The sequence below is a fragment of the Pseudomonas moorei genome (assembly GCF_042846945.1).
GTDB classification, from domain to species: Bacteria; Pseudomonadota; Gammaproteobacteria; order Pseudomonadales; family Pseudomonadaceae; genus Aquipseudomonas; species Aquipseudomonas moorei.
Genome location: NZ_AP035776.1, coordinates 1,240,919 through 1,254,089, shown reverse-complemented (window position 1 = coordinate 1,254,089; position 13,171 = coordinate 1,240,919). Strand labels below are relative to the sequence as shown.

10 protein-coding genes are annotated in these 13,171 nt (G+C 59.8%); 6 read left to right on the top strand and 4 right to left on the bottom strand.

What is annotated here, in order from left to right; translation table 11 throughout:
* Positions 1–102 precede the first annotated feature (102 nt).
* Positions 103–1,503: a dihydrolipoyl dehydrogenase gene (lpdA, locus tag ACGJAX_RS05950; protein WP_390957851.1), complete on the bottom strand. Its 1,401-nt coding sequence runs from the start codon at positions 1,501–1,503 to the stop codon at positions 103–105.
* Between the two features lie 213 nt (positions 1,504–1,716).
* Between lpdA and hflK (ACGJAX_RS05945) the strand changes: the two genes are divergently transcribed.
* The 5 genes from hflK (ACGJAX_RS05945) (at position 1,717) to cfaB (ending at position 9,089) form a co-directional block, all read left to right on the top strand.
* Positions 1,717–3,678 (top strand): SPFH domain-containing protein, encoded by a 1,962-nt coding sequence (hflK, locus tag ACGJAX_RS05945; protein WP_390957849.1) that lies wholly within the window; start codon positions 1,717–1,719, stop codon positions 3,676–3,678.
* Complete coding sequence (gene hflC / locus ACGJAX_RS05940) at positions 3,675–4,718, top strand: protease modulator HflC (RefSeq protein WP_090326848.1); 1,044 nt, start codon at positions 3,675–3,677, stop codon at positions 4,716–4,718. Before hflK (ACGJAX_RS05945) ends, hflC begins: the two co-directional genes overlap by 4 nt.
* Entirely contained in the window at positions 4,715–5,773 is a 1,059-nt protein-coding gene (gene hflK, locus ACGJAX_RS05935; protein ID WP_390957847.1) for an SPFH domain-containing protein, read from the top strand. The genes hflC and hflK (ACGJAX_RS05935) overlap by 4 nt, the downstream gene beginning before the upstream one ends.
* Positions 5,770–7,677, top strand: coding sequence for a cation-translocating P-type ATPase (locus tag ACGJAX_RS05930; RefSeq protein WP_247255228.1), 1,908 nt, complete (start codon positions 5,770–5,772; stop codon positions 7,675–7,677). The genes hflK (ACGJAX_RS05935) and ACGJAX_RS05930 overlap by 4 nt, the downstream gene beginning before the upstream one ends.
* Before the next feature lie 224 nt (positions 7,678–7,901).
* The gene (cfaB, locus tag ACGJAX_RS05925) at positions 7,902–9,089 is read left to right on the top strand and encodes a C17 cyclopropane fatty acid synthase CfaB (RefSeq protein WP_247255229.1); all 1,188 of its coding nucleotides are present in this window, start codon (positions 7,902–7,904) and stop codon (positions 9,087–9,089) included.
* Here the strand turns inward: cfaB and cls are convergent.
* Complete coding sequence (gene cls, locus ACGJAX_RS05920; protein ID WP_390957844.1) at positions 9,086–10,525, bottom strand: cardiolipin synthase; 1,440 nt, start codon at positions 10,523–10,525, stop codon at positions 9,086–9,088. The genes cfaB and cls overlap by 4 nt on opposite strands.
* Positions 10,526–10,657: 132 nt before the next feature.
* Between cls and ACGJAX_RS05915 the strand changes: the two genes are divergently transcribed.
* The gene (locus ACGJAX_RS05915) at positions 10,658–11,179 is read left to right on the top strand and encodes a DUF3617 family protein (RefSeq protein WP_390957842.1); all 522 of its coding nucleotides are present in this window, start codon (positions 10,658–10,660) and stop codon (positions 11,177–11,179) included.
* Between the two features lie 77 nt (positions 11,180–11,256).
* Here ACGJAX_RS05915 and ACGJAX_RS05910 read toward each other — a convergent pair whose 3' ends face one another.
* Complete coding sequence (locus ACGJAX_RS05910; protein WP_390957840.1) at positions 11,257–12,162, bottom strand: His/Gly/Thr/Pro-type tRNA ligase C-terminal domain-containing protein; 906 nt, start codon at positions 12,160–12,162, stop codon at positions 11,257–11,259.
* Between the two features lie 130 nt (positions 12,163–12,292).
* Positions 12,293–13,168: a metal ABC transporter solute-binding protein, Zn/Mn family gene (locus ACGJAX_RS05905; protein ID WP_390957838.1), complete on the bottom strand. Its 876-nt coding sequence runs from the start codon at positions 13,166–13,168 to the stop codon at positions 12,293–12,295.
* Between the last annotated feature and the right edge of the window lie 3 nt (positions 13,169–13,171).

Below are 13,171 nucleotides of genomic sequence, written 5' to 3'. Positions count from 1 at the left end.
CTTTTCGCGAGCAGACTCACCCCCACAGATGGATGCATTTCAATGTGGGAGCGCGAGCCTGCTCGCGAAAGCAATGGACCCGCCACAGGAAGCTCAGGCGCGTTACATCTGCGTCGCCATCCCCTCCACATTCATCGCGGCCTGGCGCAACGCCTCGGAGCGCGTCGGGTGCGGGTGACAGGTCAGGGCGATGTCTTCGGCGGACGCGCTGAACTCCATGGCCACGCAATATTCGCCAATCATTTCACTGACGCTCGGGCCCACCAGGTGCACGCCGAGGATTTCGTCCGTGCGCTCATCGGCCAGTACTTTGGCAAAGCCTTCGGTTTCGTGATTGATCTTCGCCCGGCTGTTGGCGGTGAAGGGGAATTTGCCGACTTTGAATGCACGACCTTCGGCCTTCAGTTGTTCTTCGGTCTTGCCGACGCTGGCCAGTTCGGGTTTGGTATAGATCACGTTGGGGATCAAGTCGTAATTGACCTCGCCGGCCTTGCCAACGATCTGCTCGACGCAGGCCATGGCTTCGTCTTCGGCCTTGTGCGCGAGCATCGGGCCGGAGGTGACATCGCCAATCACCCAGACGCCGGCGGCTTCGGTGCGGTGGCCCTTGTTGGCGAGCATGCCGCGTTTGTCTGTACTGAGGCCGACGTTCTCCAGCCCCAGACCTTGTGTATAAGGTCGGCGTCCGATGGCCACCAGCACGTAATCGGCTTCAATCGACTCTGCGGTGCCACCTGCGGCGGGCTCGACGCTGAGTTGAACGCCAGCGGCGGAAGTGGTGGCGCGGGTCACTTTTGAACTCAACTTGAAACTGATCCCTTGTTTGCTCAATGAACGCTGCAGGGTTTTGCCTGCCTCGCCGTCCACGCCCGGGCAGATCCGATCCAGGTATTCGACCACGGTCACTCGAGCCCCCAGGCGCCGCCAGACCGAACCCAGCTCCAAACCAATCACTCCGGCGCCGATCACCACCAGGTGTTTCGGGACTTCCGTCAGTGACAGTGCGCCAGTGGAATCGAGAATGCGTTGGTTATCGATATCCACACCGGGCAGGGGAGTGGGTTCCGAACCGGTGGCGATGATGATGTCTTTGGCGCTCAGTTCGGTCTTGCCACCGCTGCTATCCGTTACCGTGACTTTGCCCGGCCCGTCGATATGGCCCCATCCCTTGATCCAGTCGACCTTGTTTTTGCGAAAGAGAAACTCGATGCCTTTGGTCAGACCGGCCACGCTCTCGTCTTTCTGTTTCATCATCTGAGCCAGATTGAGCGTGGGTTTGACTTCGATCCCCAGGTTGGCGAATTCCGCACCCATCGCCGCGTCGTACAGTTCGGAGGCGTGCAGCAACGCCTTCGATGGCATGCAGCCAACGTTCAGGCAGGTGCCGCCCAGGGTGGCGCGTCCTTCTACGCACGCTGCTTTCAAACCCAGTTGGCCCGCGCGGATGGCTGCGTTGTAGCCACCGGGGCCACCGCCAAGTATCACGACGTCATAAGTGCTCATGGATTACTCCTGGATTGAAAGCAGATGGTGGAGGGGAAAAGCAGTTTTGAAAAAATTACGACCGTAATATGAGCGTTTTAGTGCATTTCGGTCAAGGCTTCAGCCTAGGGACAGGTTGGGCATTTTTAGATAGAGCAAATATGTACGGAAATTTTGCCCGTTGCGTTATATCGTAACGAAATATGACGTGAGCAACGTAAACACTGGGGTGGTATGCAAGTCGATCTCGATGATGAAGGAGCGCAGGCAGCCGGGCTGCCGCGCTTTCAGCAGGCTGTTTTTCAGGGGCGACGATTGCGCCTGACCGCCATCGGTCTGGGTGCGCTCGTGGCGATGGGCCTGGTATCAGGTTTTTTTGTCGGGCTGTTTGCGCCGCAATCCCTTTGGCCGGCCCTGCTGTTCAATCAGAGCGCTGCTTTGCTGGTGCTGGTTGCAGGCTTGCAATCCGCCTGGTGGGTGACCCAATGGCGCGTGTGCGCGATGAGTCCGCTGGCGCCGTTGGTGGCTGCCTCTGAAGAGACAGAGGCACCATTGGGCTGGTACTCGCGGCTGCGGGAACGGATCAGTCAGCAGTGGATGAATGTGCTCAGGCAAATCGGTGCTCCGACGCTGTGGTTGGGAGGTTGGGCATTGCTGGCATTGCTCAGCGTCGAACAAGCATGGAACCTTGATTTGGCGCCAGCCGCTCTGGGATTGTCCGCCACCGTCGGCGCTGCCCTGGCGCTGTTGCTGGCCTTCGGCTTGCTGGTGCTGGAGCGCGAACTGACACAGGAAGGCAGTGCCCAATGGCCCGAAGCAGGCGCATTGGCGCAACTCACCCGTGTGGCAATCATCAGTCTGATACTCGGTGCGTTATGCCTGTTGTTTGGCAATGAAACCTCGGTCTGGCCGGTGCGCCTGGCCGTACTGATCGGCCTGCTGCCGGGGCTCGTGGCCTTCGAATTGTTGCTGCGTGCCGTGTTGTCATTGTTCAGTCCTCGTCGGGATCGACTCGAACCTGCATTGCTGGCGCGTAGCTTTGTTGCCGACTTGCTGCGCTGGCCACCGCAACCCTTGCTGGCCTTGCAGCACGAATTGCACAACCGCTTCGGCATCGACCTGCGACAGATCTGGGCCTTCACTTACATGCGTCGGGCGTTTTTGCCGGTGCTGGGTGTTGTCGCCATCGTCGGTTGGTCGCTGACCGGTGTTCACGAAATACCGTTGCAAGGGCGGGGGATCTACGAGCGTTTCGGCAAACCCGTGGCGGTGTTCGGCCCTGGATTACATGCAGGTTTACCCTGGCCGTTGGGCAGGGTGATAAGTGTCGAAAACGGCGTGGTTCATGAATTGGCCACCAGCGTGGGCGAAACGTCGGCCCCTGTGCAGGCCGACCCCGCTGAAGGTCCGGCGCCGATAACGGCCAACCGGTTATGGGACGCCAGCCATGTGAATGACAAATCCCAGGTGATTGCCAGCAGCCGTGCCGACAAACAGAGCTTCCAGATCGTCAACATGGACGTCCGTTTTGTTTATCGCATCGGTCTGGATGATCAGTCGGCGTTGGCGGCGACTTACAACAGCGCGGATGTGCCAACGCTGATCCGCAGCACCGCCAGCCGCATTCTGGTCCACGACTTCGCCTCGCGAACCCTTGACGGTTTGCTCGGTGAGGACCGGGTAGGGCTCGCCGAAGACATTGGCCGGGCGGTGCAGGCCGACCTGAAGAAACTCGACAGCGGCGTGGAAATTCTCGCCACGGTGGTCGAGGCGATTCATCCACCGGCAGGGGCGGCCAATGCTTATCACGGCGTACAAGCGGCGCAGGTCGGCGCGCAAGCCCTGATCGCCCGTGAACGCGGCGCCGCCGCCGAAGCCACCAATCAGGCCCAGTTACAGGCCAGCATGGCCCGCGATCAAGCCACGGCGAATGCCCGGGAAATCAATGCGACGGCCAAGGCTGCCGACCTGAAATTCGCCGCCGAGAAAAAGGCTTATGCCAGTGCGGGCCAGGCCTTCGTGCTTGAGCAATACCTCGGTCAACTTTCCCAAGGCCTGGCCAATGCCAGGTTGCTGGTCCTCGATCATCGCCTGGGCGGCAGCAGTAATGCGCCGACCATCGATCTCCGTACGTTCACGTTGCCGGCTGACCCTGCGTCGTCGCGTCAATCCTCTCAGCCAGGAGCCGCCCATTGAGCCAGTCACATACCCACGATCACGATGACCACAGTGGCCACGATCACGGTCATGGCGGGCATCACCACCACGGTCATCACCATCACCACCACGGCGATCCGCAAGAGGCCGGTCCATTCCCTTGGCGACGCATGGGGTGGGCTGCATTGCTGGTGGCGTTTGCGGTGGCGGCCGCGAGCCTGGTGCAAGTACGTTCGGGTGAAGCGACGGTGATTACCCGTTTCGGCAACCCGTCGCGGGTCTTGCTTGAACCCGGTCTGGGGTGGCGTTGGCCGGCCCCGTTCGAAGCGGCGATCCCGGTTGATCTGCGTCTGCGCACCACGTCCAGCGGTTTGCAGGATGTCGGCACGCGCGACGGATTGCGCATCATTATCCAGGCCTACGTGGCCTGGCAGGTGCAGGGTGACCCTGACAATGTGCAGCGCTTTATGCGCGCGGTGCAAAATCAGCCCGACGAAGCGGCGCGACAGATCCGTACTTTTGTCGGCTCGGCACTGGAGACCACGGCCAGCAGTTTTGATCTCGCCAATCTGGTGAACACCGACGCCAGTCAAGTTCACATCGCTGATTTCGAGGCGCAACTGCGTAAGCAAATCGATCAGCAGTTGCTGACCACCTATGGCGTGCGGGTACTGCAAGTGGGTATCGAACGCCTGACCTTACCTTCGGTGACCCTGAGCGCGACGGTCGATCGCATGCGAGCCGAGCGTGAAACCATCGCCACCGAACGCACGGCCATCGGCAAGCGCGAAGCCGCGCAAATCCGCTCCGCAGCGGAACGTGATGCGCGAATCGTCCAGGCCGATGCGACCGTGAAAGCGGCTGACATCGAGGCGCAATCCCGAGTCGAAGCCGCGCAGATTTATGGCCGCGCCTATGCCGGTTCACCACAGCTGTACAACCTGCTGCGTTCGCTCGATACCTTGGGCACCGTGGTCACGCCGGGTACGAAGCTGATTCTGCGCACCGATGCCGCGCCGTTTCGGGTATTGGTTGATGGTCCGCCAACGCTCGATAACAAGTCCGGATCGCAGCCATGAGTTGGGTTCCACGTGGAACAAATGAGTTGAGCAGCCCCTGGATACAGGCCGGGCGCTTGGCATTTCTCGCGCTTTACGCGGTAACGGTTCTGGCCGCTCTGGCGTGGGCGTTCTCCAACGTGCGGCAAATAGATCCACAAAATCGAGCGGTGGTTTTGCACTTCGGCGCGCTGGATCGCATCCAGAATGCCGGCTTGCTGTTGGCCTGGCCTCGACCGATTGAGCAGGTGATTTTGCTGCCGGCGGCGGACCGGGTGATCGAGCGTCGCGTGGAAAATCTGCTGCGCACGGACGCCGCATTGCAGGCTGATCGCGTGGCCAGTTTCGCAACGCCGATCAGCGATGCGCTGGCAGGTTCCGGTTACCTGCTGACGGGTGATGCCGGTGTGGTGCAACTGGATGTGCGGGTGTTCTACAAGGTCATTGAGCCGTATGCCTTCGTGCTTCAAGGCGAGCATATACTGCCGGCGCTGGACCGCGTCGTGACCCGCAGCGCGGTGGCGCTTGCCGCTGCACGTGACCTGGACACTATTCTGGTCGCCCGCCCGGAATTGATCGGTGCGGATAATCAGGCCGCCGAGAGGCGTGAACGTCTGCGCGGTGATCTGGTGCAAGGTATCAATCAACGCCTGGCTGAATTGTCGGCGACGGGGCAGGGACTGGGGATCGAGGTATCGCGGGTCGATGTGCAATCGAGTCTGCCGGACCCTGCGGTCAATGCCTTCAACGCCGTACTGACGGCCAGTCAACAAGCCGACAAAGCCGTGGCCAACGCGCGCACTGACGCCGAGAAGCTGACCCAGACCGCCAACGAACAAGCCGACCGCACACTGCAGGTCGCCCACGCTCAGGCGAGCGAACGACTGGCAAAAGCCTCGGCGGATACGGCCACGGTGATGAGCCTGACCACCGCGCAACAACAGGGCACCGACCCGCAAATGTTGATGCGGATCTACCGCGAACGGATACCGAAGATTCTTGGCCAGGCAGGCTCGGTCACCACGGTTGATCCGAAAGACGATTCCCGCCTGATCATTCAGGGAGCTGCACAATGACCGCTCAAACTGCTGCGCCGAGCATGTTGTCCTCGGCAGAACAGCGCAGCGCTGCCCGCCAATTGACCCTCGCCATGCTTGCTCTCGGCTTGCTTGCGCTGGGACTCTTGTGGCGCTGGTTGTCGCCGCAACAGATCGGTGTCAGCCAGTTACTCCTGGGTTTTGCTTCCGTGCTGGTGGCCGTGCCCGTCATGCGTTCGGCCTGGTACAGCCTGAGGTATCCGAGTTTGCACGGGATCACCGATCAATTGATCGCCCTGGCCATGCTGGGTGCCTGGGCGACAGGCGATCTGCTGACGGCGGCGTTGCTTCCGATCATCATGATCTTCGGCCACGTATTGGAAGAACGCAGCGTCATTGGCTCGCAAGAAGCCATTCACGCCCTGGGCAAACTGACTCGCAGCCATGCACGCAAGGTTCAGGCGGATGGCTCCATCGTCGAGGTGGACAACGGTTCGCTGAAGGCGGGCGATCGGGTGGAGGTTCGTGCCGGTGACCGGGTGCCGGCGGATGGTCTCGTGTTGTCCGGTCAGGCGAGTCTGGACACCGCGTCCATCACCGGTGAATCGGTGCCGATCGAGGCCGGCGTCGGCATGCCGGTGTTCGGTGGTGCGATTAATCTCGATGGCTTGCTGCGCATCGAAGTGACCCGAACCGGGCGCGAATCGACTCTGGGCAAAGTCATCGCGCTGATGCAAAACGCCGAACGCTCCAAGCCGCCGATCACCCGGTTGCTGGAGCGTTATGCCGGAAGCTACATGGTGCTGGTATTGCTACTGGCCGCAGTGACCTGGTTCATCACCAACGACGCTCAAGCCATGCTGGCGGTGCTGGTGGCAGCCTGTCCTTGTGCGCTGGTGTTGTCGGCGCCGGCAACGGCAATTGCCGGGGTGGCGGTGGCGGCGCGGCACGGCATTCTGATTCGCAGTTCGGCGTTCCTTGAGGAGCTGGCCGACCTGACATCCCTGGTGGTCGACAAGACCGGAACCCTGACTTTCGGCACCTTGCGCCTGCAAGCCATCGACAGTCCGCTGGAGGACCGCAGCCACGTCTTGAAACTCGCCGCCAGCCTCGGCTCCGCCAGCAGCCACCCGGTCAGTCGGGCGCTGGCCGGGCTGGTGACGCAAGATCATTTTTTGCTGCTGTCGAACATTCACGAGCGTCAGGGCTTGGGTGTGGTGGCCATGACGGAGCAAGGCGAAGCCGCACTGGGGCGACCGGAGTTGTTCGCCCAATTGGGCATCGCCACCTCAAGCGTTCCAGACCACGACGGTCCGATTGCCGGGCTGGCGCTCAACGGTGAATTCCTCGCCTGGCTGTTGTTGGCCGACAGCGTTAAACCGGAAGCGAAATTTGCCTTGAATGAGTTGCGCGAACTTGGATTGGGTCGGCAGCTGTTGCTGACCGGTGACCGTCAAAGTGTCGCTCATACACTCGCTCGGGATGTCGGCATCAGTGATGTCGAAGCGCAGGCCTTGCCCGAGGACAAACTGAATCGCGTGCTCAAGGAGATCGGCAACGGTTTCCGGCCGATGGTGGTGGGGGACGGCATCAACGATTCGCTGGCACTCAAGGCTGGCGTAGTGGGTATTGCGATGGGCGCAGGCGGGGCGGATATCGCGTTGGCGTCGGCTGATGTTGTGCTGATCGGCAGCGACCTGCGTCGCCTCGGTACCTGCGTGCGCTTGAGTCGGCAATGCCGACAGACTTTGCAGGTCAACGTGATCATCGGCCTGGGTTGGACCCTGGCGATTGTGGCCTTTGCCGCGTTCGGCTGGCTCGGTGCGGCGGGCGCGATGATTGCGGCGTTGTTGCATAACCTCAGTACATTGTTGGTGCTGGGCAATGCAGGGCGGCTGCTGCGCTTTCAAGAACCGCTGCTCAAGTTAAAGGATGAGGAGTGAGTTCCATTGGGCGGCGGCTCTAGCACGCGGGATGCTCGGTGGAAAGATTTCAGAACTGTGTGCGCTGTTCGCAGTCATTTAAAGTGAGGGCTCGGCATTTTGTGCATTCGCGGCAAGCGGTCTTTTGCCGCGAATCATAGAAAGCGGCTATTAGTTCGATAGCCAGCTATTTTTCCAAGATGGTCTACCCTCTGATCAGACGTCTGAAACAAGGGGGATTATCCATGCTCGCGCAACTTCCACCGGCCTTACAGAATCTGCAGTTACCGCTACGCCTGCGACTCTGGGACGGCCATGAATTCAATCTGGGGCCGACGCCCAGCGTCACGATTGTGGTCAAGGACCCACAAATGGTTACCCAGTTCACTCATCCAAGCCTGGACGCGCTCGGAGCAGCGTTTGTCGAGGGCAAACTGGAGCTGGAGGGTTCCATCAGCGACGTGATTCGCGTGTGCGATGAATGGAGTCAGGCGCTGATAGCAGAGGACGATGGCAGTCAGCCTGTACGTACCGTCCACGACAAGGAAACCGACGCCAAGGCGATTTCCTATCACTACGATCTGTCCAATGCGTTTTATCAGCTGTGGCTTGATAGCGACATGGCCTATTCCTGCGCTTATTTCGAGACCGGCAGCGAGAGTCTTGAGCAAGCCCAACAAGCAAAATTCCGCCATCTGTGCCGCAAGTTACGCCTGCAACCGGGTGAATATTTGCTGGATGTCGGCTGCGGCTGGGGCGGGCTGGCGCGGTATGCGGCTCGCGAATTCGGCGCGAAAGTGTTCGGCATCACGCTGAGCAAGGAGCAACTGGCCCTGGCCCGTGAGCGCGTAAAAGAGGAAGGGCTGGAGGACCTGGTCGAACTGCAATTGCTCGACTACCGCGATTTGCCGCAAGACGGTCGTTTCGACAAGGTTGTCAGCGTCGGTATGTTCGAACACGTGGGTCACGCCAACCTGGCCGAGTACTGCAAAACCTTGTTCGGAGCGGTGAAGGAGGGTGGCCTGGTAATGAACCACGGGATCACGGCCAAGCACACCGATGGTCGTCCGGTGGGACGTGGCGCTGGGGATTTCATTGAGAAATACGTATTCCCCAATGGCGAACTGCCGCACCTGTCGATGATCTCTGCCGAGATCAGCGAGGCAGGACTCGAGATTGTTGATGTCGAGAGCTTGCGTCTGCACTACGCGCGCACCCTTGACCATTGGAGCGAACGCCTGGAAGACAACCTTGAAGCCGCCGCCAAACAGGTGCCGGATCAAGCGTTGCGGATTTGGCGGTTGTACCTGGCCGGCTGCGCCTACGCGTTCGCCAGGGGCTGGATCAACCTGCATCAGATCCTTGCGGTGAAGACCCATCCGGATGGCAGCCATGAACTGCCATGGACCCGTGACGACATCTACACGCCTTAAAGAATCGGCGAAATAAGCCGGGCAACCCGCATGCCGACCTGTTGCAGGCGGTGGGTTTCCCGGCTTTCTTCTTTGGCGATTTCGTGAGCCTGGGCGAAGTCATCGTTGAGCATCCGCTCCACCTCGGCAGCAAAGGCGCTATCGACCGTCAGTAGCATCACTTCGAAATTCAGCCGGAACGAACGGTTGTCCAGGTTGGCGCTGCCTATGGCGCTGATTTCGCTGTCGATCAAGACCACCTTCTGATGCAGGAAACCGGGTTGGTAGCGGAACACGCGCACCCCGGCACGCACGGCTTCGAAGGCATACAGGCTGGAGGCTGCGTAGACGATTCGGTGATCAGGTCGTGACGGCAGCAGAAGCCGCACATCCACCCCACGCAATACCGCCAGGCGCAAGGCGGCGAACACCGCTTCGTCCGGAATGAAATACGGGCTGGTGATCCACACCCGTTCGGTTGCCGCATGGATGGCTTCGACGAAGAATAACGAACAGGTCTCGTAGGAATCCGCCGGCCCGCTGGCCAGCAATTGGCAGAGTACCCCGTCGTCCGGGTACACATCGGGCAGGATCAGGGGCGGTAGTTCGCGCGCAGCCCAGAACCAGTCTTCGGCAAAGGATTCCTGCATGCACGCCACCACCGGGCCGCGCACTTGCACATGGGTATCGCGCCAAGGCGCCAGGGGTGGTTTCTCGCCCATGTATTCGTCGCCGACGTTGTGCCCGCCGACGAAGCCCAGCACCCCGTCAACGACGACAATCTTGCGATGATTACGAAAGTTGACCTGAAAGCGGTTAAGCCAGCCGCTGCGGGTAGCGAAGGCTTTGACCTCGACGCCCCCCTCACGCAGCGACTGCACATAACTGTGGGGCAGGGTGTGACTGCCAATCCGGTCGTACAGCAAGTGAATCGCCACGCCTTCGGCGGCCTTCTGCAGCAGCAAATCACGCAGACGTTGCCCGAGGCGGTCGTCGTGAACGATGAAGAACTGGATCAGTACGGCTTCTTTCGCCTGACTGATGGCGTCGAATATCGCATCGAAAGTGGCGCGGCCGTTGATCAACAGTCGCACTTCATTGTTGGCCAGGCACGGCATGCGGCCCAGCCTTGGCATTGCTCTTAAAGAGGCGTAGGCGATTGAGGCGCGAGCGGTGAGTGCTTCTTCTATCCATGGCCGCCAGTTGAGCTCGGAGATGGCCTTGCGCATCTCTTCGTTGGCCTGGCGCCGGGCTTTGATGTAACCATCGAAAGTACTGCGGCCAAATACCAGATAAGGAACAAGCGTCAGGTAGGGTATAAAAACCAGGGACAGGGCCCATGCGATCGATCCCTGGGCGGTGCGTACGGTCAACACCGCGTGTATTGCCGCGATCATGCCCAGAAAATGCAGCAGGGCGATTGTGTAGCCAAAAATATGAGGGCCAAAATAATCCATGGGGGCAGCCTTGCTCCTGAAGATTCAATGCGTAACAGACCATGTTCCGGGCAGAATGTCGCTAATTAATTGACCCATGAACCGAAGACCGTGTCTGACGTCTAACGGCCACTATTGATCAGGAGTTTCACGATGAACGTTCGTCTGCTGGGTTTGGCCTTGGCACTGGGTTTGGCACTTCCTGTGGCCGCTCAGGCGCAAATGCTTCAGCCAGGCTTGTGGGAGTTGACCTCAAGCAATATGAAAGTCGATGACCAGAACCTGCCGGATCTGCAATTGATCCTCGGTCAGCTTCAAAGTCAAATGACCCCTGAACAGCGCGCGCAGCTGGAAAAGCAGGGCATCACCATGGGCGGTAAGGGAATCCGCGCGTGCTTGACCCCGGAGCAGGTCAAGACTGACAACATTCCACTCACGGACCCGCAGTCGGGCTGCAAGCAGGAAATCACTGATCGCAATGGCAACCAGTGGAAATTCCGCTTCAGTTGCCCGAAGGCTCAAGGTGCGGGTGTCGCTACTTTCGTCAGTGATCGTGAGTTCACGACCAAGGTCAACGGTACCTTCAATGCCACCGGTATTCAGCAGAAGGGCAGTCTCGATACCCGCGCCGTATGGTTGGGGCAGGATTGCGGAACCGTGAAGCCAAGGGCCTAAAAGCTTCGCGGGCCAGCCTTGTTCCTGCAGACGTCACCGACTGACAGGAATGAGGCTGGCTTGCGAAGGGATTGCGTTCACACAAGCCCACTTCCCGGTTGCCTTAACCATTCACAAGCTACTTCAACCTTCATCCTGCCAAAATCCTCACCGCTGCGACTGCGCACACTGACAAACCCACCGGCCTGCTCTTTCTCGCCAATCACGACCAGGTAGGGCACCGTTTGGCTGTGCTGGCGAATCTTGTAACCGACTTTTTCATGTCGCAGATCCGCCAAGGCGCGCACGCCCGTGCGTCGCAAGGTTTCGGTGACCGATTGTGCATAACTGGCCTGACTTTCATCGATGCTCACCACCATCACATGAGGGGGCAGGCGCCACTGTTGCAACTCTTGGTGACTGGACCAACACGTACCGTAGATCCTTTGCTGCAAGGTCCCGCTGATGTGATCAAGGGCGAATGCCTGCAAGACCTTGGTGGTGGGCACATGCGGGCCGGTCGTCAAATACTCGGAGTCACCCAGTCGGTAGACCGACAAGTGCTCAGGGTGCAGGGATGGAGAGGGTGTGTCACGGCGTCGTATCGAGTGGTTGGTCGCGGCCAGTGACTGCATGCGCGCTTCGATCAGGGGCAGATCGGTCGACGTCAGGGGGCGCTCAACGGCGAACTCGCAAAAGAATCCGTCACCCAGCACCGAGCCCGTCCGCATCTGTGCATGGGAATGGAGTTGCTTGACCGCCATCGCCAGCATCAACGAACAGGATCGTCGGAGGATCTCCAGCCCGTCGGGCTCCTGCGGCGTGACAATACTGACCCTGGCGTTCGCCTTGATCATGAATTCGCAGTCCACCAACGCACCGTCGACCCGACCTGCTACTGCCGCATTGGCCAGCCCGGGACCAATACTCGCAGCAACCTCATGGACGGAAAGCGGTTGATCGTATTCACGCAACGAACCATCGGGCAGGGTGATCTTGATCATGGTTTATTGTTCTCAAATGCTTCGATCACACGCGTAAACATTAGAGGCAAACGTTGTCGTTTGTCATGTAGACATTTGTCGGACCAGATCAGAGTGCCCGATGACCATGCTCAGAACGCGTTCTGCACGGTCATGGCTTGCTCAATGCGTTGTAGAGGGTATTGAGGTTGTGCTCGAACAAACCGGTAAACGTACTGGCCGGGCCGCTCGATGCGAGCGCATCGGAGTACAGGGTGCCGCCAATCTGCGCACCACTTTCGTCGGCGATCTGCTTGAGCAGGCGGGCGTCCTTGATGTTTTCCATGAACACCGCCTTGACCTTGGCCTGACGAATCTGGGTGATCAGCGCAGCGACTTCGCTGGCCGAAGGTTCGCGTTCGGTCGACAGGCCCTGAGGCGCGAGGAAGTCGATTCCATAAGCCTGACCGAGATAGCCGAAGGCGTCATGGGACGTGACGATCTTGCGATTGCCTGGAGGAAGCGAGCCGAGCTTGGCTTTGGCGTCGGCCAGCAATGCGTAGATCTGCTTCAGGTAGGCTTGGCTGCTGCGTCGGTAGTCGGCTTCGTTCGCGGGATCGGCGGCGATCAGCGCTTGGGTGATGTTACTGATGTACAGCTCGGTGTTCGCCAGGTTGTGCCAGGCATGGGGGTCTGGAATGGTTTTGCCGTCCTCATCCAGTGAGCGCGGAATGACGCCGTGGCTGGCGCTGATCACCGGTGCTTTGGTTTCAGTGCTGGCCACCAGGCGATCCAGCCATGGTTCGAAACCCAAGCCATTCTTGATAATGAGTCTGGCCTTCAACAGCGCTTGCGCGTCATCTGGTGACGGTTCGTACGTGTGGGCATCGGCGTCCGGGCCGACCATGTTGGTGATCTGGATATGCTCGCCACCGACCTGATGGGTCATGTCGGCGAGGATGCTGAAACTGGTGACCACCTGAAGTTTTTCCGCGGCGGACAGCGACATCGACAGCATCAAACTGAACAGCACGAGTAAAGCGCGCATCGG

What these genes read in the sequence shown, in the direction of transcription:
- cfaB (WP_247255229.1), top strand. Translation starts at nt 7,902, where the DNA reads ATGCTCGCGCAACTTCCACCGGCCTTACAGAATCTGCAGTTACCGCTA.
- cls (WP_390957844.1), bottom strand. Translation starts at nt 10,525, where the DNA reads ATGGATTATTTTGGCCCTCATATTTTTGGCTACACAATCGCCCTGCTG.
- ACGJAX_RS05905 (WP_390957838.1), bottom strand. Translation starts at nt 13,168, where the DNA reads ATGCGCGCTTTACTCGTGCTGTTCAGTTTGATGCTGTCGATGTCGCTG.
- ACGJAX_RS05910 (WP_390957840.1), bottom strand. Translation starts at nt 12,162, where the DNA reads ATGATCAAGATCACCCTGCCCGATGGTTCGTTGCGTGAATACGATCAA.
- hflK (WP_390957847.1), top strand. Translation starts at nt 4,715, where the DNA reads ATGAGTTGGGTTCCACGTGGAACAAATGAGTTGAGCAGCCCCTGGATA.
- ACGJAX_RS05915 (WP_390957842.1), top strand. Translation starts at nt 10,658, where the DNA reads ATGAACGTTCGTCTGCTGGGTTTGGCCTTGGCACTGGGTTTGGCACTT.
- hflK (WP_390957849.1), top strand. Translation starts at nt 1,717, where the DNA reads ATGCAAGTCGATCTCGATGATGAAGGAGCGCAGGCAGCCGGGCTGCCG.
- lpdA (WP_390957851.1), bottom strand. Translation starts at nt 1,503, where the DNA reads ATGAGCACTTATGACGTCGTGATACTTGGCGGTGGCCCCGGTGGCTAC.
- ACGJAX_RS05930 (WP_247255228.1), top strand. Translation starts at nt 5,770, where the DNA reads ATGACCGCTCAAACTGCTGCGCCGAGCATGTTGTCCTCGGCAGAACAG.